Origin of the sequence: Paenibacillus sp. SZ31, from assembly GCF_012912005.1 — a bacterium.
Lineage (GTDB): Bacteria > Bacillota > Bacilli > Paenibacillales > Paenibacillaceae > Paenibacillus.
In genome coordinates this window covers 784,156-808,802 of record NZ_JABBEA010000001.1, presented here as the reverse complement: position 1 = coordinate 808,802, position 24,647 = coordinate 784,156, and the positions used below count along the sequence as shown (strand labels likewise).

Below are 24,647 nucleotides of genomic sequence, written 5' to 3'. Positions count from 1 at the left end.
ATTTGTCTGATAGAGGACGGTTTTTATTCGTTTACACAAACTATAGATTAAATATGTTTGGATATGACTTCTTCCAGACCCTGAGCGACAGAATGCGCACCCCGCTGCAGATGTCGTTCATACAGATGCAGGCGGACGAAGCTTTCATCCGTCCCCATCGCTTCGGAGAATATTCCACTGAGTCCACGAGCGCGGCGGTCGATCTGTAACAACAGTTCCAGCGAATCGCCCATGGGATAGAACAGCACTTCCAGCTCATCCAAATGCCCACGGAATTTGTTTGTTGGTACGAATTCAAACTCTTGCACAAATGGCAGATTGCCGCCCAGCTTCGGCGCATAGTCGTTGGTCACTTCACGCAGCTTGAAGCCAAGGATATCGATTGCATCGAGCACGGTATTCATGTCTTTGCTAGGAACAACATGTAGTCTGTCCCGGTCGGATGGGTCCACGGCGCTTGAGATATCGAGGCCCGTTTCTACCCACACTTCTGCACGATGCAGTGTAATAGGCAGATTTTCTGGCAGGTCAAATGAGAATTCTTTCTCCAATTTGGCTCCAGGCTGCAATGTGAAACCTTCGGTGAGCAAATATTTGGCTATAACAGCTGTTTCTTTTACTTTGCGATCATCGCGCTCCCGTATGTAATGGGTTTTAATTGAAAGATAGATTCGATCTACGTTCTGTTCCACATCTCCACCTTCAATGTACACAACCCCCGAGATGATTCCTCCAGGCGTGACCTCTGGTGTATGCAATTCTGTATTCACTTTGGCTGCTCCAACACCTACACTGGCTAACATTTTCTTGAAAAATGACATGCGCTCAACCTCCAGATCAGATGGTTTACTATTTGGGGATAAATACGACTTCGACCTTAATACGGAAACTGGAAGAGAAGCGTTTCAAATTTTAGTAAAGATATATCCCTATCAAAACAGGAGAATCGACTTACCGATGTCGAATGTTTTGGAAGAAGGAAGTTTTTGTCAGGATTTCCTCAGACACAAGTATATCTGGCAGGCCGTCAGGAGTTGAAACTGAGTGAACACAGAATTTTCAGAACAGAACTATGGTGAGACGGGTGTGAAAACCAGCTTCGAGCAGATGGCGAACGGGGAACAGAAATATAAAATGATAGCAGAAGACGATAGTTATTATTGTAGAACCGTTGCTTTATCCCAGGGAGCTTGGCAAAACAGCCATGTACACGTCAATATAACGGAGTTTTATGTGGTACAAACCGGATGGATTGCGTATGCCAGTTATGGAGATGACCGGATGATTTCCATTCAAGTGATGCGTGAAGGAGCGCACATCGTTGTCCAGCCGGGAGTCCACCATAATATATATATGTCTGCACATAGCGCGATCCATACCATCAAACATGGACTCAATACCTCCAGTGATTGGACGGCATCCCCTGAGCTGGATAGGTTAACGCAATCTTTAACAGAGAAGGAGCTGCTCCAAAAGTATGATTAGCCAGGCAGGAGGTTCAGACAGATGCGTAAAAGTACAATATTTTGGATTACGGGAATAACGATAATCATCTTGGTGACTCTGCTCATCTACAACTATGTTATTCCAAGTGTGAATGCACAGGATGTTGTGATGGCAGGCACAATCAGGCAGATTGATACGGATACAGTTGAGGTAGAGTTAGAGATAACGCGAAAAAGAGAAGACAAGGATCAACATATGGTGTATCCCGTTGTCCCTGGATGGGAGGGGGTCACATTCACTGAAGAACAAGATGATGCGTGGTACCTGCCTTCGTCTGTTGGCAGCTCCTATGTTGATCAAGTCATTCTGGAAAAGTATCTGAAGACACAGGGGAAAACGAGGAAATCAGCTGAGAATCTGATGGGATTTGCGATACCTGATGAGATAGGGAGCTACAAATTGCGGTTAACGCTTAGATCTTCGGATGGAACGACTCAACCGCTTGAGAATCCCATGGTGTATTATGTTCACAACGAGCAGTTGTTAGGGAAGAATCTGAGTTGGGTTACGGGTGAGAATCTGGAGATCATTAAGGAGTAATCAGAATGATGAATGTATATGAATCGAATGAAATCACCGTACGTTTCTTGGAAACAGAAGATGAACACCACCTGGTGAAGTGGCTGTCTGATCCAGAAGTCCTTCAATACTATGAAGGGCGTGATCGGCCGCATGATCGGGAACGGGTAAGAGAACATTTTTACAATCTGGAGGATGATGCTACTCGTTGTATCGTGGAGTATAGAGGAGACCCTATTGGATACATTCAGTTCTATAAGCTTGAGGAAGAAGAGCGAACGGCGTATGGTTATGGAAACACGGATACGGATGAGATCATCTATGGAACGGATCAGTTTATTGGAGAGGTAGATTACTGGAATAAAGGGATAGGTACACAGTTGGTGCAGTCCATGCTTAATTTTCTGATTAACGAAAAGCATGCTCGAAAAGTAGTCATGGACCCTCAAGCCTGGAATTTGCGAGCCATATCTTGTTATGAGAAATGTGGTTTTCAAAGGATGAAGCTGTTAGAGAAACATGAGCAGCATGAAGGACAGATGAGAGACTGTTGGCTCATGGAATATTCCCTGTAGATGCTGTTTAAAGTTATTTTGAATCATACAAATAAGGAGGAATAATGGATGGATGAGAGATTTCCAATAGGACCATTTGTACACACGGGTGAGGTTACGCCTGCACAGAGAGAGCAGTGGATTCAGGATATTGCTGAGCTGCCTGAACACGCGCGTGAAGCGGTAAAGGGACTGAGTGAAGAGCAATTAAGTCTGCCGTATCGAGAAGGTGGATGGATGCTCAAACAGGTGATTCACCACATGGCAGATAGCCACATGAACAGCATGATTCGTTTCAAGCTGGCACTGACAGAGGACACCCCTACGATTCGGCCTTATTATGAAGAGCGCTGGGCTGAATTGAGTGATTCAAGGGACCTGGATATCGAATTCTCGCTGCAAATTCTGGATGCGCTCCATCGTCGCTGGGTGTTTCTGTTAAACGCGTTGACAGATGCAGATTATGCCAAACAATTCTATCATCCCTCATCGCAAGAAACGACGAGACTGGATTATAATCTGGGCATGTATGCTTGGCATGGCAAACACCATGTTGCTCATATCACATCGCTTCGGGATAGACTGGGAATTTAAAGAAGCAATAGACCTGTTATGAAAGGAGTGCATCATGACGGATATACATATACGGCTCTTAAATGAGAATGATCCACTTGTAATCTCGCAGGCTTTTCAAGCGCAGGGATGGCATAAATCTGCCGAGCAGTATTTTTATTACCTGGCTGAACAACAGAATGGGGAACGCGTAACCTTGGTAGCCGAGTTGAATGGAGAATTTGCCGGATACGTGAATGTATTGTGGTATTCCAGCTACCCATCTTTCAGGGAACAAGGCATTCCCGAAATTAACGATTTTAATGTGCTGATGAAGTACCAGCGCCAAGGTATTGGTTCGCGGCTTATGGACCGAGCAGAGGAAGTTATTCTGGAACGAACGGATGTAGCAGGCATTGGTGTAGGCGTGTTTTCTGATTATGGCAAAGCGCAAATTCTATATGCCCATCGCGGATACATACCAGACGGTCAGGGTGTACACAAGCACGATCATTACATTCAGCCGGGTGAAGAAACAATTATGGACGACGATGTTGTACTGTATCTTACGAAGAAGTTAAAAGCTGCGCAAGAAGTGTAATATGTACTTAGTACTTGCAAAGAAAGATGATAAAAAAGCTGTCCTGCATGTTATACTCTATTGGAATTTGAGGAATGATAAGCAGGATGTTGAGAGATTAGATGATTAGAGGAGTGAATGATGCATGTTTAGCAAAGTCGGCCAGATTATGTTGTATGTCAACAATCAGGATGAATCATTGGCATTTTGGACGGAAATTGCGGGGTTCCATATTGTGGATGAAGTAAACCTTGACGAGGGTATGAGATGGATTGAGATTGCGCCTACCCCAAATTCGCAGACGAGCATTATTCTTCATGACAAGGAGTTTGTGGAGCGGATGTCGGCGGGTGTAAATCTGGGCACACCTTCGTTAATGTTCTTCACCGAAAATCTGGATCAATTATATGCCGACTTGGCTAGTAAACATGTAACGGTCGGAGAGATTGTCGAGATGCCAACGGGGCGTGTCTTCAACTTTGCCGATAACGAAGGGAATTACTTTGCAGTCTTGGAACGGGCGAAGTAAAGTGCAACTGAAAACAGCTCCTAATTCAAGCGATCGACATCCCATGTCGGTCGTTTTTTTGTTGGGGAAAGCTTTTGTTTTCGAATATAAAATACAAGGAAAATAGAGAATTACTGGGTAAAAATGTTATAATATAGTGTGGCTGATTAAATGAAAATAACGAGAAATTGATAGCGAAGAATCAGGATTGGAACGGAGAATCGAAGGAGGAATGTGGTTATGGAAAAGACGATCAAACGTGTGCAGGATCTATATGATATGCTCGATGCGGATTTCAGATCTGCCAAGCAGTTTTGGGAACCTTTCTATGAGGATCGGAACAGACCAATCCCCTTTTTCCCAAACAAACCGGATGAAAATCTGGTAGCGCATGTGAACGCAGGTGTGTTAAGCGGTGGCAAGGCACTGGAACTAGGGTGTGGTCCAGGCAGAAATGCGTTGTATTTAACCCGCCAAGGATATCAGGTCGATGCTTATGATCTTTCGGAAACAGCGATTGCCTGGGCTAATGAAAGGGCGGTAGAAGAGCAACTGGACGTGCATTTTGAATGTCAATCTGTGTTCGAATTGGCACCAGAGCAAGAATATGATCTTGTTTACGACTCGGGTTGTCTGCACCATCTGTTACCACATCAGCGTATTCCCTACATAGATATGATCCATAATGCACTCCGTCCAGGAGGATATTTTGGAATGACTTGTTTTGCTCCGGGTTTTGGCGATATTGGTGGGCCGGAAACCGTTATGAATGATTGGCAGGTGTATCAAGAGAAGTCGATGCGAGGTGGTCTTGCATTCACGGAGGAGAAGCTTCGCTACATGCTGGAAGATGGCTTCGAATGTGTCGAGTTCCGTGCGATGAAGGCGATGGAGCAGCATGAACCGTGTTTTGGTGTACCTTTTCTATGGGCCACGTTGTGGAGAAAGAAAAACTCGTAAGAATAGAGAATTACATGCAATGAAAATAGAGGAGGCGTGGTATCGGAATGGGAACAGGAACAGGAACAGGAAGAAGACACTTTATCATTACAGGCACATCGAAAGGAATCGGTTTACAACTTGCGCAGTTATTATTGGCTAAGGGAGACTACGTTTATGGTATTTCACGTGCGAGTTCGGATCTGTTGGAATCAGGCGAGGAATGGAGCGGGCATTACCGCCATGTTCAGTATGATCTGGCCGACCTGACTGGGATTGATGATTTGATTACACGTGTATTAAGCCAAATTCCGTCTCAGGAAGCCGATTGTATTGGACTCATTAATAATGCAGCAATGCTGGAGCCTCTAAGACCTATCGATCAATGCAGTGCGGCAGAGATAAGTCAGAGTCTCAACATCAGTCTTGCAGCGCCAATGATATTAAGTTCCTCTTTTATTCAACAAACGAATCATCTGTCCGCTAGGCGTAAAATTGTCAATCTCTCTTCCGGTTCGGGAAGTTATCCCGCGCCTTCAATGGCAGTGTACTGTACATCCAAGGCAGGCATGAACATGTTCACCCAATGCGTATCTTTGGAACAAACGGGTAAACAGAACCCTGTTGAGATTATTGCTTTTGATCCGGGGATGGTTGATACGGAGTTACAGGCTGCTGCACGAGGCAAAAGTACAGAGGAGTTCGCTCTTGCAGGTATGTTCAATCAAGTATATGAAGCTGGCCAATTAAAATCGCCACGAGATGTGGCGAAGCAGTTGATTGAGCGGATCGACGAACACAGTGATGCAAGCCATGTTATACACACCACGGAGAGCTAATATGGTATACGTCTTTCAGCTCGTTTTCTTGCGAAGTGTGGAAACCTTTTTGATATAAGCCCAACTTCCCTGTACACTGATAACAGCGATCGGAGCAATGATTCGTGGTCGTAACGGTGACCCTGTAACAACGGGGTCTAATTACTTATTCAACCTTAGAAGATCAGAAACGTGGTGAAGTCTCTTGTTTAAAATTATGCTCATTGAAGACGATGAATCGTTATTCAGTGAAATCAAGGAACGCTTAACCCAGTGGTCGTATGACGTGTATGGTGTGCAGGACTTTGGCAAGGTATTGCAGGAGTACAGCGTAATTCAGCCGCAACTGGTCATTATTGATATTCAGTTGCCCCAATATGACGGGTTCCATTGGTGCCGGATTATTCGTTCGTACTCTAATGTGCCGATTATCTTTTTGTCCTCACGGGATCATCCTGCGGATATGGTTATGTCCATGCATTTGGGTGCAGACGATTTTATCCAGAAGCCTTTTCACTTCGATGTATTGATTGCCAAGATCCAAGCGACTTTGCGGAGGGTGTACAACTATAATACAGAGCATATTGAACTCCGAACTTGGCGCGGTGCTGCTATTGAATATGTGAAGAATACGTTGACCTGCGGGGATGAATCTGTCCTGTTAACCAAAAATGAGATGTTCATCCTTAAAGTGCTGGTCGAGCACAAAAATCAGATTGTTACCCGTGAGGATCTCATCCGGAGTTTGTGGGATCATGAGCATTTCGTGAGTGACAACACGCTGACGGTTAACGTTAATCGGTTACGGAAGAAACTTGAACCCATCGGCTTGGAGCGGTACATTGAAACCAAAGTAGGCCAGGGGTACATGGCAACGGAAGAGGCAGAAGCATGATCGGAAAGTACATACGAGAAAGGGCTAGTTGGTTTTGGCTACTGGTAAGCATGCAACTTATTATTTTATTAGTGGCCTACCTGGACTCGTCCATTCCATTCCAATCTGTGATGTATATCGTAGGACTGAATGTAGTGGTATGTCTTGTTTTTATCTGGGCGAGATACCTGAAAGAGACCCGTTTCTATAAAAAATTGAGCATCTGGGATCATACCTATGATCTAAGAGAACTTGATATCGCCGAAAGTCCATATGAGCAGATTGTACATGAGGCCGTCAGTTCCCAGACACAGCGGTATCGTAAGGAGTCGTCACATCATTTTATCGCTCTGGAACAGGAGAAGGACGAGATGTTGTCCTGGATTCATGAGGTGAAGACCCCACTGACTGCGTTGCAACTGATGATCGAGCGCTTGCCAGATGACAAGTTACAGAGCCAAATGACATATGAATGGTTAAGAATTCATCAGTTGCTGGATCAGCAGCTTCACCAGAAGCGGATTCCATTTATGCATAATGACTTATTCATCGAAGAGACGGAACTTGAACCGGTGCTGAACGGAGAGATTCGAGCCCTGAGATCGTGGTGCATTTCCAAAGGCATTGGCTTCGATGTCTCCCTCACGGTTACTCGCGTGCTGACAGACAGCAAATGGTTAGGCTTCATCCTCCGGCAGTTGTTGAGCAATGCGGTGAAATATAGCGATTCATCGGACATCCTCATTGAAAGTCGGGAACAGGATGGACACATCATACTCATGATTCAGGATCACGGGCGAGGGATTGAGACTCAAGATCTGCCGCGTATATTTGATAAAGGTTTTACGTCTACCCGAGGCAGAATGGATGGAGCGGCTACCGGAATGGGGCTGTATCTGGTTCGTCAGGTGGTCCAGACGCTTCATATGAACATTCATGTAGAATCTTCTCTTGGCGAGGGCACAACCGTCACACTTACTTTTCCGCGAAAAAACGACATGTTGCATCTTGCAGGCGTGTGACAACAATGTCACATGCTTTTTGGTTTTGTTCGGTGAATCACACGATAACACTGCACATTCCCCCTATGATATAGACATGAGCATTTTGCAGAAGATCTAAGAGGAGTGAGTGGGATATGTGGATACTGGAAGCCAAAAAAATTCATAAAGTTTACGGTAATAAACTGAATAAACAGGAAGTGCTGAAGGGGATTGATCTTGGGGTAAGCAAGGGAGAGTTTGTTGGTATTATGGGGCCTTCGGGTTCGGGTAAAACAACGCTGCTTAATGTACTTTCCTCCATCGATCGGGTGAGCCAGGGTACGATTGATATTGAGGGTAAGGAATTCACCGGAATGAAGGAGAAACAGCTGGCTGAGTTCCGCAAACATCATCTGGGCTTTATTTTTCAGGAATATAATCTGCTGGATACCCTTACGGTGAAGGAAAATGTATTATTGCCGCTCTCGATCACGAACATTCCGAAGCAGGAGGCACACCGGAAGTTTGAACAGATTGCCCGTGAACTGGGAATCTACGAATTGAAAGACAAGTATCCATCTGAGATTTCAGGGGGTCAGAAGCAGCGGACTTCGGCAGCACGGGCATTTGTCCACGAGCCGAGTATCATTTTTGCGGATGAGCCGACAGGAGCATTGGATTCCAAGTCCGCTTCGGATCTGCTCGGCAAGTTAAGTGACATGAACAGCGCACGAAAGGCGACTATTATTATGGTTACCCATGATCCGGTTGCCGCAAGTTATTGCAGCAGAGTAATTTTTATTCGAGACGGTCAGATCTACACCCAGTTGAATAAAGGAGACGAGTCACGGCAATCGTTCTTCAACGATATTATCAAAACCCAAGGCGTATTGGGTGGTGTGCAGCAATGAGCTTGAATTATATTATCTTCCGCAATCTCAGGAAAAATCTGAAGAATTATTATCTCTATGTATTTGCGCTTGTGTTCAGTGTGGCCTTATATTTTTCCTTTGTGACGTTACAGTATGATCCTTCCATGGATGAGGTGGCTGCTTCAACGAAAGGTGCGGCGGCTATAGGCGCATCTTCGGTACTGTTAATCGTCATTGTCGGCATCTTTTTGCTCTATGCCAATACGATCTTTATCAAGCGGCGTAGCAAAGAAATTGGATTATTTCAATTGATTGGACTGACGAAGGGCAGAATTTTTGGCATTTTGAGTGCGGAGAACAGTATCCTTTATTTTGGCTCCATGGCTATTGGTGTGTTAATTGGGTTTCTTGCGTCCAAGCTGGTATTGATGATCTTGTTCAAAATTCTCGGTGTCGATGCGATTACGAAACTGTACTTCTCACCAATGGCCTTGCTGCAAACGGTCATTGTCTTTACGGTCATATACCTGCTCATCATGCTGATGAACTACACTTTTATCAAGAGACAGAGCATTCTCTCGCTCTTTCGGGTGTCGGCCACTTCGGAGCTGCAGGTGCAGAAGATGTCTGTCGGACAGATGATTGTTGGCGTCTTGGGCATTGCTCTGATTGTGTATGGATACTTCATGTCTGCACGGCTGTTTAGCGGTGAGGCAATGGATATGCAGCAGTTGATGTATACGATGATCCTGATTCTCTTCTCGGTCATACTGGGGACATACCTGTTCTATAAGGGTTCGGTAAGTTTTATTTTTAATCTGATTCGCAAAAGTAAAAACGGATACCTTACCATTCATGAGGTGTTGTCTTTGTCTTCAATCATGTTCCGCATGAAGTCCAACGCATTGCTGCTTACAATTATTACAACCGTGTCGGCGCTTGCTATTGGCATGCTGTCACTCAGTTACATTTCGTATTATTCGGCAGAGGCTCAGGCCAAGGAAAGCTTGCCGGAGGATTTTTCATTTGCTCAGATAGATGTGAAAAATCGCTTTGTAGCGGAGTTGGAACACAAACAGATTCCATATGAGGAGAATTATAGACAGCCCATTTACATTGAAATTGATGCTCATGAAGTGATGGATGAGTCCATGGCGGACCAGTACCTGTTCAGTAGTGTGTTGAGTGACAAGATAGTAGATAATATTGATCTGAAGCCAGGTGAAGTGGTTTTCATGGGATATGGAAATGCCATTCAGCAGTTGATTACCATTCAGGAGAAAGGTCCAATCGTCTTGCATGGATTGAAGCGAACGCTGGACCAGCACCTGATCGGAACCACCAAACAGGGAGTACTTCCTTCGTACTATACTGGGGGTACGCCGGTTGCGGTAGTGCATGAAACGGTATATCAGCAGCTGCGACAGGATCTCGATCCCGAGCTTCAGAAACCCGAGCGGGCTGATTACTATGGTGTGCGTATTCTGAACGAAGGGCAGGCTGAAGAGGCATATGCCGTATATAAGGAGCAGCAATTGGAAGCACCGAGCTTCTCCCAGATTGAGTTCAGAAATAACCAACGTAACAATATGGGACTGATTATGTTCATTGTTGGTTTCCTTGGTCTAACATTCTTGATTACATCGGGATGTATCCTGTACTTTAAACAAATGAACGAGAGTGAAGAGGAGAAGGGGAATTATACCATTCTTCGTAAACTTGGATTCACGCAAAGCAATCTGTTGAGAGGAATTCAGATCAAGCAGTTGTTTAACTTTGGTATTCCGCTTGTGGTGGGGTTGAGTCATAGTTACTTTGCCGTGAAATCAGGTTGGTTTTTCTTTGGTACGGAACTGGCGACACCCACGGTCATTGTCATGATAGTCTATACATTGTTATATTCGATTTTTGGCCTGCTGTCTGTGTGGTACTATAAGCGGGTAATTAAGGAAGCACTATAGAATTGGGTCCAGGAGTATGCTGATATATCAAAATAGATTGAGTAAAGGGCAGCTGTATTGTGCACAGACTGCCCTTTTTTCTTGCTTTCTATTGGGATGGGTAGTTGATTTCACCCGTTTCGAGCAGTTGTTTTAAACCTTCGAACATCATATGCCATCCCTGCTCAGAACCGCTGTTGTATTCACGGATTGCTTTTTCAATATCGTCCCTAGTCCAGCCTTCTTCATGGGGAACGATAATATGTTGTGTAAATGTCATCTCGGAACTCTCTCCATGAGGCATCACCTCAACAGTAATCGTATCTACAGGAGTCCATGATTCTGATTCATGTATAACGGTGAAATGAGGGGAGTAGAAAAGAAGATGTCTCAGTTAAACATTAATCAAAGTACTTCAGAAGAATCGGCGTATGTTCGTCAGCAATTAGTCGCATATAATGCAGCTCATGTGAGCGATGAACTGAAGAATCGGTATGAAGAATTGAATTTTAATATCAAAAATGAGGCTGGTGAAATTGTCGCAGGAGTGCTCAGTACCCTTTGCTGGAACTGGCTAGAGCTTGATATCCTTTGGGTGGACTCCGATCAGCGGCATCGGGGATACGGCTCCCAATTGCTACTTGAGGTGGAGGGCATTGCGCGTGAGAAATCCTGTGATTTTATTATGCTGAATACATTCTCATACCAGGCTCCGGAATTTTACAAGAAGCACGGATACCAATTGATCACAACCATCGAGAATGCTCCAACAGGGCATTGCCATTATTATTTCAAGAAAGATCTCGCTTAAGATAGAATATAGAATACCAAATAATACCAAATAAGAGAGAACGTCAGGGGGATATATTGAGTATGGTTACGATCAAAGCCATTGAACTACAGGATCTGCCGGGTTTAAGCAAACTGTATGATGAGTTGATGGGAATGCCTACCAATGAGCAGCAGATGAAAAAGATGTTTCATTACATACAGCAGAATGGTCATTATCATGTGCTTGGGGCATTTTACAATGGCAAACTGGTCGGGTCCGTTATGGGGATTGAGTGTATGGATCTGGTGGGCCCATGCAAACCGTTCATGGTTGTGGAGAATGTGATTGTATCGGATCAGGTACGCAGACAGGGGATTGGGCAGAAATTAATGCTCCAGATTGAGCGGATTGCGAAAGATCTTGGTTGTGGTTACATGATTCTGGTGTCTGGCGATCAGCGCAAGGAAGCGCATATATTCTATGAAAAGTTGGGTTTCAAGGATGAGAAGGTTCAGGGTTATCGGAAGCATTTCTAATTAACTGAGCTGATCTTTGTTAAACTAATGAGAGCAACAGATAGAAATATAAGATGAATTTTCAAAAAAATACATAGGAGGTTAACACGATTATGCGTATCGTAGATAACATTAAAGTCTGGGGGGAGCCGCTGGAGAACGCCGTAAGTCAGGCAGTGACTTGCTCGCAATATGGAGATGTACTGGGTGTGGTTCTAATGGCTGACCATCACAAAGGTTACTCGCAACCCATCGGTGGTGTTGTCGCTTATCGGAATATGATCAGTCCGTCAGGTGTCGGATATGATATTGGCTGTGGCAACAAAGCAGTGCGCACAAATCTGATGTGGGACGATATTCGGGATCAGATTGTAACGATTATGGATGACATCAATTCGACCATATCTTTCGGCGTGGGCCGCAACAATCCAACACCCGTGGATCATGAGCTGTTCGACGATGCGAGCTGGAAGCTGTTTGATACCATAGAGCCGGGATTACAGCATAAGCTGAATACCCTCGCACGCAACCAACTCGGAACCGTAGGCAGTGGTAATCATTTCGTGGATATTTTTGTAGAAGAGGCAACGGGAAAGGTATGGATTGCGAATCATTTTGGCAGCCGCGGGTTCGGTCACAAAGTGGCAAGTGGATTCCTTAACCTTGCTGCTGGACGTCAGTTCAGTGGCAAAGCTCCGGGCGAATCGATGGATCAGCCACCTACATTGTTTGACCTGAATAGTGAAATGGGTGATATGTATTGGGACGCAATGACCTTGACGGGCCGATACGCCTATGCAGGACGTGATTATGTCATTGAACAGGTGCTCGGAATTCTCGGGGCAAGTGCCGAATATGCCATACATAACCATCATAATTTTGCCTGGAAAGAACAACACATGGGTGAAGAGGTAGTCGTGGTCCGCAAAGGCGCAACGCCGCTGGCACCTGGGCAACTTGGTTTTGTTGGAGGAAGTATGGGCGATATCTCGGTCATTGTGGAGGGTATCCATAGCGAGGAGAATACCGAATCATTCCGCAGCACTGTGCACGGAGCAGGGCGTACGATGAGCAGGACCCAGGCGGCTGGCAAAATGAATTACAAGCTGCGCACACGCATGGGCGGTGAGATTAGCGAAGCACAGATGCATGAGGCGATTCGCGCCTATGGCGTGGAACTGCGGGGAGCAGGCACGGACGAAAGTCCGTTTGTGTACAAGACACTGCAAGACGTACTGAACGCACATGCGAATACGCTGAAAATAAACCATGTACTGCGCCCGGTAGGGGTTGCCATGGCCGGAGGCAATGAATTCGATCCGTATAAGGATTAGTCAGAAAAGAGGGTGAACTTCATGAGAAATTGTGCGATATATAGCTCTCAGTTTGACCTGGATCAGCTGTTTGAACGAGTTCAATCCATTTATCCAGAGGATGCGATTGAGCGCCGGGAAGACAAGACACATATTCAAGTGACTCAGAAGAAATGGTTTAGTAAGAAAACAAAGGGCTTTAATATCATGACCAGCCAGACACATCCTGAGGAATTTACGACAATGATTCAGGGGATGCTTGGATTTTTGAGTCAGATTGAGGGGCGCAATGCTGCGCTCCAGGAAAAGGTATTGATCAAATGTTCCACATTGAACATGGTGGTTGGTATTGAGACGGAAGAGGATATCTCGGAAGAATTCTTCGGCGAGTTATTACGGTTGGCTGATGCGCTAGATGCTGTTATCTTCTGGGGAGGTGGATCTCTGCTGAACGCACAAGGCCAGCTATTGCTGGATATGAATGGAGAATCTGAGGTAGAGGATTACACGGTGACAGCGCACACCAGTTTCCTTGATGGTAGCAGACCGCAGTCGGAGTCTGCGGTTCAACGTAAAGCGAGGTCAGAGCAACGCTTAACCGAACAAGGAATTCCGTTTAATGCGAACTTGCCTGCCAGATCCGGCGACGAGCACACCACGGCTCGGAGTAAAGAGGAAGTCGCGCGCCGTGCGGTTGCCCTATGTCTTGCCGCGCTTAAGGGAGAGTGTCTGGGAGCTGGTGAAAGTGCGGATGATACCGCAGCACTGGTTCAGGAAGTGATCAACAAGTATGAGGCTGACTCCTTTTTCTCACCCGTAGAGAAGAGGTTTATCAACCAGCACGGAGCAGAGCAGCAGGAGATCATCTCCTTTTCCTGGGGATATGAAGCGTACCACGTGATGTTGTGGGCGCTTGGTTATGTGAAGGAACTGGGTGCACCAACGGAGTTGTGTAACGTAGGGAAGGATGTCGGTTATTTGCAGCAGAAGGATAGCTTTAGGGACTTTCTCTCGGATGCATCTCTGCGTAGCAAGAGCGAGATTCTGGATGAAGCAGATCTGATCTACCGATACAACTGGGTGTGCGTAGATAGTCGTGTAAATGACAAAACACCTCCTGCTGGTCTGAATGGCGGAGTGGCTTATGAGCGTCACCGTGCATTGAACTGGCTGATCTGTTACCTGGATCAGGACTGGGATGATGTGCGCACAGATACGTAGATCGGGATATTACACAACATACAACAATGTCAATACCCCTATAGCCGCACGAATACGGTTAAAGGGGTATTTGGCGTGCTTTTATCCACTATGTCTGCCGAACTGTTCACGAATAATGACATCAGCAAGAATCAGCTTTTTCTCTACGCTGCTCTCTGGGTTCGCAATGCGCCATAACATCTGATCCACTGCACGTGAGCCCAGCAACTCTTTGTTCACATTGACTGTGGCCAGTAATGGAATGTTGTCGTATAGATTATCAAACCCGGTGACAACACACTGATCGGGTACACGAATCCCCATACTCTCAAGGGCTTCTATAGTGTATAGCCCATAGAAATCATTCGCACATACAAAAACTTCAGGCAGGTTATCCTTATGGATCACCGAAGTGAACGTCTGGCGGAACTCATCCAAGGCCTGATTACTCAGCTCGGGAATCTGGTTTATTTCCATCCCGTGACCGATGAGCACAGAAGTATAAGCAATCCAGCGTTCATAGAAGCTATGAGCATCACTGATATTGCCGACGAACTGGAAGGTCTTGAAGCCCTTGCGGAGCAAATAGAGCATGATCTCCCGCATGGATGCAAAGTTATCGGTGAATATGCTGTCACTGTGGAAAACAGGGTCCAGATGATCCACCATCACGACCGGAATACCAAGCCGCTTGATTTCAAGCAGAATTGGCGTGGAGATGGAGCCGACGGTGATGATTCCCCGAATGGCATCCGGATTTAACAAGGTGAACAACTGGTCTGCTGATGGTTCCGTTAGCGTCAGAATATTAATGCCTTTCTGATTCAGCTTGGACGAGATCCCGTTAAATACAGGTCCCCAGTATACGGACTCTTGATTTTGATACCGAACATTGGGAAATAAAATTAAGATCGTACCGCTTGAACGGGTGTTCTTCGGGTCCTGAGATTCATTGCTGTTATACAGTTCACCAGACAACATGCTGTTATCTTTAAAATATCCAAGTTTGCCGGCGGCCTTTAGAATGACATCCCTCGTCTGATCGCTAACTCCCGATTTTCCAGACAAAGCCCGTGATACCGCGAATTTCGACAAACCCGTAAAATGTGCAATTTCCTGAATTGTTACCTTCGTCTTCATCATACCATCCTTACACTCGTAGTTCTGCCGTATTCCTTATTTGGAGCGATATCCAACTGATTCTAGGGCGTATCTTATAACTCCGAAAGGAGCAGATTTTGCCGAATTTTCGTTCCAGGCCAGGAGCTTTTTCGCAGGCGTACCGGGGTACGTCAAGAGAAAGTGACGCAGCAGGGGGCGAAAAGGCGGTGAAAGATGCCCTTAAGTGAGATTTAAGACACGCCCTAGTATAGCATGATGTATTTCTCTTAATCTAATAACGGACAGAGAATTCAAAATGTTAGTGATGCACAGCATTTTACGATAGACATTGAACATGAAGGTAAGCACATTTTCAGATAGTATGACGAATTTTGTCTTGTGAATTATTATTTTGTTATTTTTACAAAATAACAAAATAACGAAAATGACCACTGCTTTCAATAAGCGTGTACTTAGTGGACGTACTCATGAATAAGCTGTAATACAGGAAAATTTGAGCTTAATCAGCATTTTATCAGAATAAATAGAAAATGTTAACAACAAAAATGTTGACGCTTACATTTTGCTGTGTTAAATTTTGTTTGTCAAAAACAAACAAGAAAATAACAAATGGTGGTGGTCGTTTATTTTCGATTGGTTGATGAGCGGGGTTAAGGATGTAGGGTGAACCATGATTGGTATACACATTCGGGGAGGTTGTTAAAATCATGATGAGAAGATGGAATGTTCTACCTCTGATGTTATTGGCTGTGATGCTTTTTGTATCCGCTTGCAGTGGTGGGGGGACAGCGCAGACGGGGACTGATGCAGAGGGAACAACGAACTCAGGCAACAGCACCGAAGTCGCTGAGACAGAGAAAGAAGGCGCAGTAGAAGAAGCTGTGGTTGATGTTCCTGATCTGGGTGGACGTGTCATCAAGCTTGCGGCATGGTGGGATCTGAAACCAGCAGGAGAGACGGCCTCCGATAAGGCCAGACTCGATAAAATTGCAGAGGTCGAGAAGAAATACAACGTAAAACTGGAGTTCATCAACGTACCTTTCGAAGAGTACATGAACAAATTCACAACGTCTGCACTGGCTGGCGAACCGTTCGCCGACATCGTTCAGATGGAATACAAATCCGCACTACCCGCTATCCTCAAAGGGCAACTGTTGCCCATCTCCGAATTCACTACACCTGAGAACAACATCAACCAAGAGGCAAACCTGATTGCTAAATTCCCTGCCATTGCAGGCAACGAATACGCTTTTGAATCTCCTACCAGCATCGGTCTGGGACTTCACTATAACCGTGACTTGTTCAAAAAACTATCATTGCCTGACCCGCAAGAACTGTATAACCAAGGCGAATGGGATTGGGACAAATTCATGGAACTCGCCAAACAGGCAACCAAAGATACCAATAACGATGGCAAAATCGACGTATACGGATTTTCTGGCTGGGCCCTTGATGTCGTTCGCCATTTTACCGCAGCCAATGGTGGCACGATCGTAGATGATGCAAATAGCAAAGAAGGATTATCCGATCCGAAAACGATTGAAGCTGCCGAATTCGTCAAACGCCTGTATAACGTGGAAAATGTCGTGAAGGTCAAAACCGGCGACAAAACCAACTGGGAGGAAAGCAATACGTTCAAGGATGGAGACGTAGCTTTGTTCACCGCCGCCGAATGGCAATTGGGCGATCTCACCTTTGCAGTCGGTGTTGTACCGATTCCAAACGGGCCACAGGGTAGCAAAGAGGTAACCTACGCCAATAACGCAGCAGCGGCGAAGTTCATACCAAAAGGTGTGGAGGATCCGAAGATCGTCTACCAAATCTATGAAGAGACCTTTGACATCCCGCAGATTGAAGAGTATCCAGGTCAGGATTATCTGGAGAGTCGCTATACCGATGAGAAGGATATTGCCATCATTCGCGAGCACATCGCTGGAACAGGCCGTATCTTGCTTGATGATGCCTACACAGGATACCCTTTCGGGGATTATGTGAACGATATCATCAAAAACAATGCTTCCGTGACAGCAACAGCTGAGAAATACAAAGCGCAGGCACAAGCTGCCATTGATAAACTCGGCAAACAGTAAGAACACTTAACACCAGCAAACGATTCAGGCAGGGGCTCGTGTCGGCAATGTTGCACGGAGCCCCTTTTTCCTGAACCACCAAATCGGCATTGCTGGCATCAGCCTTGATGAGGAGGACTCGTAGGATGGCTGGAATTCTACAACGTAAGACATGGATATTGTCCACAGTAATCATCGTGGCGGCAGCCTGCATCATTCTATATGTAACTTCCGGCGCTGATGTGAAGAGTGCAAACATTCCACCTGGCAGTCTGCCTGCCATTGAAGTGGATGCAGTCTTGCAGCAGACCCGGCAGAAAAAGGGATACGAACAATATCGATCCGGAACGGATCAGGCTACACAGCCGAATGTGGACATCACCATTGAAGCAGTGGATTACATAAAAGCCGAAGGTGAAGACGTCCGCAAACTGACTAATTATGAGGGAATGGATGGTGTATCTCTCCATACCGGAGAGACCGGACAAGTCGATTGGACGATTAATGTGCCGGAGACCGGGCTGTATAACCTGTCCGCAATCTATTTTCCCGTAGAAGGCAAGAGTTCGGCCATTGAGCGTGCATTGTACATTGATGGTGAACTTCCTTTTGCGGAAGCCGCCTATTTGCAGTTTGACCGGGTATGGGCGAATGAGAAAGATGTCGTTGAACAGGATAACCAAGGCAATGACCTTCGCCCGAGACAAGTCGAGCAACCTCGCTGGATGGAAGAAACGTTTCAGGACTCAGACGGGTACGAACAGGCTCCATTCAAGTTTTATTTGGAAAAAGGGGAACACACGCTAACGCTAAAATCATCGCGTGAACCCATGGTGATCCGGTCCATACGTCTTTTCAATGAGAAGACAGCGGTCCCTTACGCGGAGACTGCGGGGGCACAACAATCGGATTCCTCCGGGCAGCCGAAGGATGTACTTATTCGCATCGAAGGTGAAGCCGCGATTGCCAAATCTTCACCTACGTTATACCCAACGAGCGAAAGGTCAAGTTCTGCTGTATCTCCTTATAGCGCTTCCCAAGTACGCATCAATACGATTGGTGGCTTTAACTGGCGGCTGCCAGGACAATGGATTGAATGGGAAGTGGATGTACCGGAGAGCGGACTTTATCATATCGGTTTTACCGCACAGCAGAATTTTGTCAAAGGCATCTATTCTACACGCAAACTGACCATCGGTGGTGAAGTTCCGTTTGCAGAGATGGCCAAAGCACCTTTCCGTTATCAAAGTGACTATCGTATTGACGTCATGGGCGGCAAGGAAGCATACAAGTTTCAATTGGACAAAGGAAAACATGTGCTACGGCTGGAGAACAGCCTCGGTGACTTTGCACCCCTTATCCGCAATGTGGAGGACAGTCTGTACAACTTGAACTCCATGTACCGACGCATTCTGATGATTACAGGCACCAAGCCTGATGAATTCCGAGATTACCGGGTGGAAAAGCAGATCCCGAACCTGCTGGAAGTATTCAGCGGAGAAAGTAAACGTCTCAAGGACGTGGCTGGACAGCTTCGTCTCCTGTCAGGACAGTCCAGCGATCAGGAAGCGCTGATCAAGACGATGGCGCTGCAACTGGACGAGATGATTGACAAGCCAGATACCATTCCAAGACGGCTTGCGGCATACAAAACTAACACAGGTGGTCTCGGCACATGGGTGCAGCAGGCACGAGAGCAGCCCCTTGAGATTGACGCACTGTACGTCACTTCGATTGACCAAGATATTCCCGGCACAGGCATGGGGCCACTCGCGAAGCTCGGTCATGAATCGAAGATATTCTATCATTCGTTCTTCATTGATTATAACCAGATCGGTAATGTAGCCACATCGGAAGATCAGCGGACGGTAACAGTCTGGATTGGTAGTGGACGTGACCAGGCGAATACGATGAAAGCGATGATTGACAAGACCTTTACACCAGACAGTGGTATCAATGTCAATCTGAAGCTGGTGAATATGGGAACCTTGCTGCCAGCGACTTTGTCTGGTGAAGGACCGGATGTAGCGATGCAGATCGGCAACGATCTGCCGGTGAACTTTGCGATGCGGAACTCGGCTGTAGATCTGACGCAATTCAGTGATTATAGCACCGTAGAACAGGAGTTCAGGGAAAGCGCGATCGTGCCGTATGCCTATGATTCAGGCGTATATGCCTTGCCGGAAACACAGACCTTTAACATGCTGTTTTATCGTAAAGACGTGCTCGAAGAACTCGGTCTTGAAGTGCCTCAGAACTGGGAAGATGTCGAAGCTCTACTCGCGATTCTGAGCAAAAATCACATGGAATTCGGTATGCCGATTGTGACCCAAGCTAATATGCAGGGTGTTAATATCCCCCCGAACTCGCAGTATGCAACGATGCTGCTTCAGAACGGAGGCGCCTTCTATCGGAATGATGACAAGGAGTCGGACTTGGATTCCCGGATCGGGATCGAGACGTTCAAGCAGTGGACGGAGTTTTATACCGATTACAAGCTAGAGCGGGAATATGATTTTGCCAACCGTTTCCGGACAGGACAGATGCCCATTGGGCTAACGGATTACACCATGTACAACCAGTTGTCCGTATTTGCACCGGAGATTCGGGGACTATGGGGATTCGTTCCTGTCCCGGGAACCGTTCAGGCGGATGGAACCTTGAATCGGGACGTACCGGGTGGAGGCAGCGCGGTCATGATGCTGGAGAGTGCCAAGGATCAGGATGCGGCGTGGGAGTTCATGAAGTGGTGGACCAGTACGCCGGTTCAAGCTGAATTCGGACGGGAGATGGAAGGACTGATGGGTGCGGCTGCCCGTTATCCAACGGCCAACATCGAGGCACTGGATTCCCTGCCGTGGCCTGCGGAGGATTACGCCAATCTCAAAGCGCAATTTGAAACGGTGAAGGGCATTCCCGAAGTACCCGGTGGTTATTTTACAGGCCGCCATCTGTTCAATGCATTTTACAAAACTGTTGTTGGCCAAGTGGAAGCCAGGGAATCCATCATGGATTATACCCAATATATTCAGGACGAGATTCGCGTCAAGCGTAATGAATTTGGTCTTCCGTAAGCAGAGGGAGGGTTAATCGTGCCACAAATATCACTCCGAGACGGACAAAACAGTCCTCCTGAGAAAGCGTCAAGGATGGGCATGAAATCGTGGTGGAGCTGGAAGCTCCAGGAAATGAAGGCCAGCAAACATTCCTATGTCCTGCTTGCACCTTATATGCTCCTGTTCCTCATGTTTACCGTGATTCCGGTTGTCATCTCGATCATACTCAGCTTCACCTACTTTAATATGCTGGAATTTCCACGTTTTATTGGCTGGCAGAACTATACTCGCCTGTTTCTGGAGGATGATGTATTCCTGATTGCGATCAAGAATACGTTGCTGTTCGCCATTATTACCGGACCGATCAGTTATATTGCCTGTTTCGTCTTTGCATGGATCATTAATGAGTTAACACCGAAATGGAGAGCGTTCATGACGCTGATCTTCTACGCACCCTCCATTTCGGGCAATGTGTATTTTATCTGGCTGATGATCTTCTCCGGGGATCGTTATGGCATTGCTAATGGGTTGTTGATCAAATGGGGCTTTCTGCTGGAGCCGATCCAGTGGCTGAAGACAGAAGCCTACATTATGCCGATCCTCATTCTTGTGCAGTTATGGCTGAGTCTCGGAACCGGATTTCTGGCGTTTATCGCGGGCTTGCAGACCGTGGACCGGACATTATACGAAGCGGGAGCGGTGGATGGGATCAAGAATCGCTGGCAGGAGCTATGGTATATTACTCTGCCTTCGATGCGTCCACAGCTCATGTTTGGCGCAGTCATTCAGCTCACAACCTCGTTTGCCGTGGCCGATGTGTCGATCGCACTGGCCGGGTTCCCGAGCGTGAACTATGCGGCAGAGACGGTGGTCACCCACTTGATCGACTTTGGTACAACACGGTTTGAGATGGGATACGCATCGGCGATTGCCACCGTGCTGTTCATGATTATGGTGGGCACCAACTTGCTGGTACAGAAACTGCTTCGAAGGGTGGGAGAATAACTATGGCTGCAATTGCGACAGGCAAAAAGCGGGTGAATCGCTCGCTATCGGGAAGTCTCTCCCTGTTTGCCCTTCTGCTCGTATTTGGTGCCTTCATGGTGCTGCCGTTGATCTATGCGATCAACAATGCATTCAAACCATTGGATGAGATTTTCACCTTTCCACCAACGCTGTTTGTCAAAAATCCCACGTTCAGCAACTTTACAGATCTGCTGAATCTGCTGAGTGACTCGTGGGTGCCGTTCTCACGTTATATATTCAACACGGTATTTATCACAGGCATCGGAATCGTAGGCCATGTGCTGTTAGCTTCCGCAGCGGCCTACCCGCTTGCCAAACACAAGTTTCCAGGCAAAGTATTCATGTTCCAAGTGGTCGTACTGTCACTGATGTTCACACCTGCGGTAACGGCCATTCCGAACTATATGATCATGTCATGGCTCGGATGGATCGATACCTATTGGGCCGTCATTATTCCGGCATTTGCCTATTCACTCGGGTTATATCTGATGAAGCAGTTCATGGAGCAGATCCCGGATGCGCTGCTGGAAGCAGCCAAGATTGATGGTGCCAGTGAATACCGGATCTTCTGGTCCATCGTTATGCCCAATGTGAAGCCAGCCTGGCTGACATTGATCATTCTGCTGTTCCAGATGTTATGGGGCAGTGATGGCAATGGATATATCTACAGCGAGCAACTCAAGACCCTGCATTATGCAGCAGGTCAGATTATTCAAGGCGGAATATCCCGGGCAGGAGCGGGTGCTGCGGTAGCACTGATTTTGATGAGTGTGCCGATCACGCTATTTATCTTCTCTCAGAGCCGAATCATTGAGACGATGGCGAGCTCGGGCATGAAGGATTAAGGGGGAACGATATGGCACGCACAGTGAAAAGATGGCTTGTTCTCCTGGCGGCAGTATCTCTGCTGCTGGTGAATGCCGTGCCTGCGGCGGCCTCCCCGGCGCCGTATGAGAGTTATAACTACAACTACTGGAAAGAGGCTGTTCCTTCACCAGATGCCTATCTGCCCGAGCGTACCATATCAGGCCGTGACCTCGGCATTAGTGAGTTCAAAGACCCTGGTGATGTGAACGTTTCTCCCTCTGGATTGATCTATATTTTGGATAGTGGTAACAGCCGAGTTGTCGTCTTGGACCCAGGCTTTAAGCTGCTGCGCGTCATCGATGGATTCATGATGGAGGGTAGCAAGGAGACCTTTAACCTTCCAGGTGGATTGTTTGTAGATGAAGAAGAACGCATATATGTCGCCGATACGGGAAACAGTCGTGTGGTTGTCCTTGATGGAGAGGGGACGCTGATACAAACCATCACGAAGCCCGAGTCAGATATCCTATCGACTCAATTCCAGTTTCAGCCCTTGAAGCTGACGGTTGATCATGTAGGCCGAGTGTACGTTGTGGCACAGGGAGTCTACGAAGGCATCATGCAGTTTGACGAGAGCGGGAAATTTATCGGATACGTCGGTACCAATAAAGTGGAGCGGGACTACGGCGAATATATCTGGCGCATGTTATCCACCAAAGCCCAGCGTGCACAGATGGTCCTGTTTGTTCCAACGGAGTTCTCCAATGCGGATATCGACCACAAAGGATTCGTATATGCAACGAATATTGATCCCGGCTCGAATGAACCGATCAAACGGCTGAATCCGTCTGGTGAAGATGTGCTGAAGCGGTTTGGTTATTATGACGTCAAAGGCGATATCCGGTTCCGTAACAATCCGGGTCCATCCAAGCTGATAGATGTGAAAGTGCTTGGCAATGGCATGTACAGTGTATTGGATGCGACACAGAACCGGGTGTTCACGTACGACGATGAAGGTCATCTGCTCTACATATACGGTGGCAAAGGAAATCAGGTGGGCACGCTCAAAACACCTGTCGCGATTGAACAATCGGGTGAGCATCACTTGGTTCTGGATCGGGGCAAGAACAACCTTGTCGTTTATGCGCCAACCCGTTTTGGTGCCCGTGTGAATGAAGCGGTGGTACTCCACTATCGGGGCGAGGACACGGAGGCCGTGAATATATGGAGAGAAGTGCTGAAGCTGAATGCCAACTATGACATCGCTTATATCGGTATCGGCAAGTCCTTATTAATGGAGAAGAAAAACGAGGAAGCGCTAGGTTACTTCGAACTTGGAATGGACCGCAAGAGTTATTCTGTCGCGTTCAAGAGGCATCGGCGGGAGATGATGAAGGAACATTTTGGTACATTCCTGACCGCTGCAATCGCGCTGATTGTCATTCTGATCCTGACCCGGGTAGCAGTTAAATGGAGACGGAGGAGGCAGGTTGATCGTGAAGCAGGATTTCATTAAGTTTCCGCTGCATCTCATTTTTCACCCCATTGATGCATTCTGGGACCTCAAGTCGGATAACCGGGGACGGCTGTTTGTTGCTTTTGCAGCATTGGCGCTTACCATTGTTATGATGGTTTTGCAAAAGCAGTACGCAGGGTTTCTCGTTAATTACATCGATCCTCGTACGATTAATAGCATCATCGAAATCGCCACGGTTGCAGTACCTTTCTTTCTATGGTGCATGGCCAACTGGGCGGTAACAACTTTGATGGAAGGGGAAGGCAAGTTCAAGGAAATCGTTCTGGCGACAGGTTACTCGCTCATTCCGGTTATTCTGATCTATGCCCCAATGATCGTGATCAGCCGTTTTATGGTGCAGGAGGAGACTGCTTTTTATTATCTGTTCAATAGTATCGCGTTCTTCTGGTTTGTACTGCTTCTGTTCATTGGCATGATGACGGTACACCAGTACACGGTGATTAGAACAATCATTACGATGGTGCTGACGCTCATTGTGATGGGCATTATCGTATTCCTTGGCGCGCTGGTCTTCAGCATGTTGCAACAGTTGTACGAATTCGGTTATAACATTTACCGCGAGTTGATTTTTCGGACCTAAAGGAG

25 protein-coding genes are annotated in these 24,647 nt (G+C 46.7%); 22 read left to right on the top strand and 3 right to left on the bottom strand.

What is annotated here, in order from left to right; translation table 11 throughout:
- Nucleotides 1–47: 47 nt before the first annotated feature.
- The gene (locus HF638_RS03695) at nt 48–821 is read right to left on the bottom strand and encodes a sporulation protein (RefSeq protein ID WP_169478930.1); all 774 of its coding nucleotides are present in this window, start codon (nt 819–821) and stop codon (nt 48–50) included.
- A 223-nt stretch (nt 822–1,044) separates the two neighbouring features.
- On the opposite strand from HF638_RS03695, the gene HF638_RS03690 reads away from it, so the two are divergent.
- The 12 genes from HF638_RS03690 to HF638_RS03635 all read left to right on the top strand — a co-directional run bounded on the left by HF638_RS03690 (nt 1,045) and on the right by HF638_RS03635 (nt 10,666).
- Nucleotides 1,045–1,485 carry a hypothetical protein gene (locus HF638_RS03690; protein WP_169478929.1) on the top strand — a complete coding sequence of 147 codons (441 nt, stop codon included), beginning with the start codon at nt 1,045–1,047 and terminating at the stop codon, nt 1,483–1,485.
- Nucleotides 1,486–1,506: 21 nt separating this feature from the next.
- Entirely contained in the window at nt 1,507–2,046 is a 540-nt protein-coding gene (locus HF638_RS03685) for a hypothetical protein (protein ID WP_169478928.1), read from the top strand.
- An 8-nt stretch (nt 2,047–2,054) separates the two neighbouring features.
- A complete protein-coding gene (locus tag HF638_RS03680; protein WP_169479143.1) occupies nt 2,055–2,600 on the top strand; it encodes a GNAT family N-acetyltransferase in 546 nt (181 codons plus the stop codon).
- Nucleotides 2,601–2,648: 48 nt separating this feature from the next.
- Nucleotides 2,649–3,173: a YfiT family bacillithiol transferase gene (locus HF638_RS03675; protein ID WP_169478927.1), complete on the top strand. Its 525-nt coding sequence runs from the start codon at nt 2,649–2,651 to the stop codon at nt 3,171–3,173.
- Nucleotides 3,174–3,207: 34 nt separating this feature from the next.
- Nucleotides 3,208–3,732, top strand: a complete 525-nt coding sequence (locus HF638_RS03670) for a GNAT family N-acetyltransferase (RefSeq protein ID WP_169478926.1) — start codon at nt 3,208–3,210, stop codon at nt 3,730–3,732.
- A gap of 124 nt (nt 3,733–3,856) precedes the next feature.
- Nucleotides 3,857–4,240, top strand: a complete 384-nt coding sequence (locus tag HF638_RS03665; protein ID WP_169478925.1) for a VOC family protein — start codon at nt 3,857–3,859, stop codon at nt 4,238–4,240.
- 219 nt (nt 4,241–4,459) lie between these two features.
- Nucleotides 4,460–5,179: a class I SAM-dependent methyltransferase gene (locus HF638_RS03660; protein ID WP_169478924.1), complete on the top strand. Its 720-nt coding sequence runs from the start codon at nt 4,460–4,462 to the stop codon at nt 5,177–5,179.
- A gap of 47 nt (nt 5,180–5,226) precedes the next feature.
- On the top strand, nt 5,227–5,997 hold the full coding sequence (locus HF638_RS03655; RefSeq protein ID WP_169478923.1) for an SDR family NAD(P)-dependent oxidoreductase: 771 nt from the start codon (nt 5,227–5,229) through the stop codon (nt 5,995–5,997).
- 184 nt (nt 5,998–6,181) lie between these two features.
- A complete protein-coding gene (locus tag HF638_RS03650) occupies nt 6,182–6,871 on the top strand; it encodes a response regulator transcription factor (RefSeq protein ID WP_169478922.1) in 690 nt (229 codons plus the stop codon).
- Nucleotides 6,868–7,872, top strand: a complete 1,005-nt coding sequence (locus HF638_RS03645) for a sensor histidine kinase (protein ID WP_169478921.1) — start codon at nt 6,868–6,870, stop codon at nt 7,870–7,872. Before HF638_RS03650 ends, HF638_RS03645 begins: the two co-directional genes overlap by 4 nt.
- A gap of 116 nt (nt 7,873–7,988) precedes the next feature.
- A complete protein-coding gene (locus HF638_RS03640) occupies nt 7,989–8,744 on the top strand; it encodes an ABC transporter ATP-binding protein (protein ID WP_169478920.1) in 756 nt (251 codons plus the stop codon).
- Nucleotides 8,741–10,666: an ABC transporter permease gene (locus tag HF638_RS03635; RefSeq protein WP_169478919.1), complete on the top strand. Its 1,926-nt coding sequence runs from the start codon at nt 8,741–8,743 to the stop codon at nt 10,664–10,666. The genes HF638_RS03640 and HF638_RS03635 overlap by 4 nt, the downstream gene beginning before the upstream one ends.
- Before the next feature lie 88 nt (nt 10,667–10,754).
- On the opposite strand, the gene HF638_RS28745 is transcribed toward HF638_RS03635, so the two are convergent.
- Nucleotides 10,755–11,000, bottom strand: a complete 246-nt coding sequence (locus HF638_RS28745) for an SRPBCC domain-containing protein (protein WP_348982067.1) — start codon at nt 10,998–11,000, stop codon at nt 10,755–10,757.
- Nucleotides 11,001–11,030: 30 nt separating this feature from the next.
- On the opposite strand from HF638_RS28745, the gene HF638_RS03625 reads away from it, so the two are divergent.
- The 4 genes from HF638_RS03625 (at nt 11,031) to HF638_RS03610 (ending at nt 14,466) form a co-directional block, all read left to right on the top strand.
- Nucleotides 11,031–11,456, top strand: a complete 426-nt coding sequence (locus HF638_RS03625; RefSeq protein WP_169478918.1) for a GNAT family N-acetyltransferase — start codon at nt 11,031–11,033, stop codon at nt 11,454–11,456.
- A 62-nt stretch (nt 11,457–11,518) separates the two neighbouring features.
- Entirely contained in the window at nt 11,519–11,953 is a 435-nt protein-coding gene (locus tag HF638_RS03620) for a GNAT family N-acetyltransferase (protein WP_169478917.1), read from the top strand.
- 92 nt (nt 11,954–12,045) lie between these two features.
- Complete coding sequence (locus HF638_RS03615) at nt 12,046–13,266, top strand: RtcB family protein (RefSeq protein ID WP_169478916.1); 1,221 nt, start codon at nt 12,046–12,048, stop codon at nt 13,264–13,266.
- Between the two features lie 21 nt (nt 13,267–13,287).
- Nucleotides 13,288–14,466, top strand: a complete 1,179-nt coding sequence (locus tag HF638_RS03610) for a DUF4272 domain-containing protein (RefSeq protein ID WP_169478915.1) — start codon at nt 13,288–13,290, stop codon at nt 14,464–14,466.
- An 81-nt stretch (nt 14,467–14,547) separates the two neighbouring features.
- Here the strand turns inward: HF638_RS03610 and HF638_RS03605 are convergent, their stop codons facing one another.
- A complete protein-coding gene (locus HF638_RS03605) occupies nt 14,548–15,588 on the bottom strand; it encodes a LacI family DNA-binding transcriptional regulator (RefSeq protein ID WP_348982063.1) in 1,041 nt (346 codons plus the stop codon).
- A gap of 686 nt (nt 15,589–16,274) precedes the next feature.
- On the opposite strand from HF638_RS03605, the gene HF638_RS03600 reads away from it, so the two are divergent.
- The 6 genes from HF638_RS03600 to HF638_RS03575 all read left to right on the top strand — a co-directional run bounded on the left by HF638_RS03600 (nt 16,275) and on the right by HF638_RS03575 (nt 24,642).
- Nucleotides 16,275–17,657: an ABC transporter substrate-binding protein gene (locus tag HF638_RS03600; RefSeq protein ID WP_481856124.1), complete on the top strand. Its 1,383-nt coding sequence runs from the start codon at nt 16,275–16,277 to the stop codon at nt 17,655–17,657.
- 125 nt (nt 17,658–17,782) lie between these two features.
- Nucleotides 17,783–20,710: an extracellular solute-binding protein gene (locus HF638_RS03595; RefSeq protein ID WP_169478914.1), complete on the top strand. Its 2,928-nt coding sequence runs from the start codon at nt 17,783–17,785 to the stop codon at nt 20,708–20,710.
- A 75-nt stretch (nt 20,711–20,785) separates the two neighbouring features.
- The gene (locus HF638_RS03590) at nt 20,786–21,697 is read left to right on the top strand and encodes a carbohydrate ABC transporter permease (protein WP_047842211.1); all 912 of its coding nucleotides are present in this window, start codon (nt 20,786–20,788) and stop codon (nt 21,695–21,697) included.
- Nucleotides 21,698–21,699: 2 nt separating this feature from the next.
- Nucleotides 21,700–22,563 (top strand): carbohydrate ABC transporter permease, encoded by an 864-nt coding sequence (locus HF638_RS03585; protein WP_017689719.1) that lies wholly within the window; start codon nt 21,700–21,702, stop codon nt 22,561–22,563.
- A gap of 11 nt (nt 22,564–22,574) precedes the next feature.
- Nucleotides 22,575–24,041, top strand: a complete 1,467-nt coding sequence (locus HF638_RS03580) for an NHL repeat-containing protein (protein ID WP_169478913.1) — start codon at nt 22,575–22,577, stop codon at nt 24,039–24,041.
- Complete coding sequence (locus HF638_RS03575; protein WP_074094245.1) at nt 24,022–24,642, top strand: YIP1 family protein; 621 nt, start codon at nt 24,022–24,024, stop codon at nt 24,640–24,642. Before HF638_RS03580 ends, HF638_RS03575 begins: the two co-directional genes overlap by 20 nt.
- Nucleotides 24,643–24,647: the final 5 nt, after the last annotated feature.

Excerpts from the sequence above, each read along its gene's own strand:
- HF638_RS03695 (WP_169478930.1), bottom strand. The coding sequence starts at position 821 with ATGTCATTTTTCAAGAAAATGTTAGCCAGTGTAGGTGTTGGAGCAGCC.
- HF638_RS03685 (WP_169478928.1), top strand. The coding sequence starts at position 1,507 with ATGCGTAAAAGTACAATATTTTGGATTACGGGAATAACGATAATCATC.
- HF638_RS03680 (WP_169479143.1), top strand. The coding sequence starts at position 2,055 with ATGAATGTATATGAATCGAATGAAATCACCGTACGTTTCTTGGAAACA.
- HF638_RS03675 (WP_169478927.1), top strand. The coding sequence starts at position 2,649 with ATGGATGAGAGATTTCCAATAGGACCATTTGTACACACGGGTGAGGTT.
- HF638_RS03670 (WP_169478926.1), top strand. The coding sequence starts at position 3,208 with ATGACGGATATACATATACGGCTCTTAAATGAGAATGATCCACTTGTA.
- HF638_RS03665 (WP_169478925.1), top strand. The coding sequence starts at position 3,857 with ATGTTTAGCAAAGTCGGCCAGATTATGTTGTATGTCAACAATCAGGAT.
- HF638_RS03660 (WP_169478924.1), top strand. The coding sequence starts at position 4,460 with ATGGAAAAGACGATCAAACGTGTGCAGGATCTATATGATATGCTCGAT.
- HF638_RS03655 (WP_169478923.1), top strand. The coding sequence starts at position 5,227 with ATGGGAACAGGAACAGGAACAGGAAGAAGACACTTTATCATTACAGGC.
- HF638_RS03645 (WP_169478921.1), top strand. The coding sequence starts at position 6,868 with ATGATCGGAAAGTACATACGAGAAAGGGCTAGTTGGTTTTGGCTACTG.
- HF638_RS03640 (WP_169478920.1), top strand. The coding sequence starts at position 7,989 with ATGTGGATACTGGAAGCCAAAAAAATTCATAAAGTTTACGGTAATAAA.
- HF638_RS03635 (WP_169478919.1), top strand. The coding sequence starts at position 8,741 with ATGAGCTTGAATTATATTATCTTCCGCAATCTCAGGAAAAATCTGAAG.
- HF638_RS03625 (WP_169478918.1), top strand. The coding sequence starts at position 11,031 with ATGTCTCAGTTAAACATTAATCAAAGTACTTCAGAAGAATCGGCGTAT.
- HF638_RS03620 (WP_169478917.1), top strand. The coding sequence starts at position 11,519 with ATGGTTACGATCAAAGCCATTGAACTACAGGATCTGCCGGGTTTAAGC.
- HF638_RS03615 (WP_169478916.1), top strand. The coding sequence starts at position 12,046 with ATGCGTATCGTAGATAACATTAAAGTCTGGGGGGAGCCGCTGGAGAAC.
- HF638_RS03610 (WP_169478915.1), top strand. The coding sequence starts at position 13,288 with ATGAGAAATTGTGCGATATATAGCTCTCAGTTTGACCTGGATCAGCTG.
- HF638_RS03605 (WP_348982063.1), bottom strand. The coding sequence starts at position 15,588 with ATGATGAAGACGAAGGTAACAATTCAGGAAATTGCACATTTTACGGGT.
- HF638_RS03600 (WP_481856124.1), top strand. The coding sequence starts at position 16,275 with ATGATGAGAAGATGGAATGTTCTACCTCTGATGTTATTGGCTGTGATG.
- HF638_RS03595 (WP_169478914.1), top strand. The coding sequence starts at position 17,783 with ATGGCTGGAATTCTACAACGTAAGACATGGATATTGTCCACAGTAATC.
- HF638_RS03590 (WP_047842211.1), top strand. The coding sequence starts at position 20,786 with ATGGGCATGAAATCGTGGTGGAGCTGGAAGCTCCAGGAAATGAAGGCC.
- HF638_RS03585 (WP_017689719.1), top strand. The coding sequence starts at position 21,700 with ATGGCTGCAATTGCGACAGGCAAAAAGCGGGTGAATCGCTCGCTATCG.
- HF638_RS03580 (WP_169478913.1), top strand. The coding sequence starts at position 22,575 with ATGGCACGCACAGTGAAAAGATGGCTTGTTCTCCTGGCGGCAGTATCT.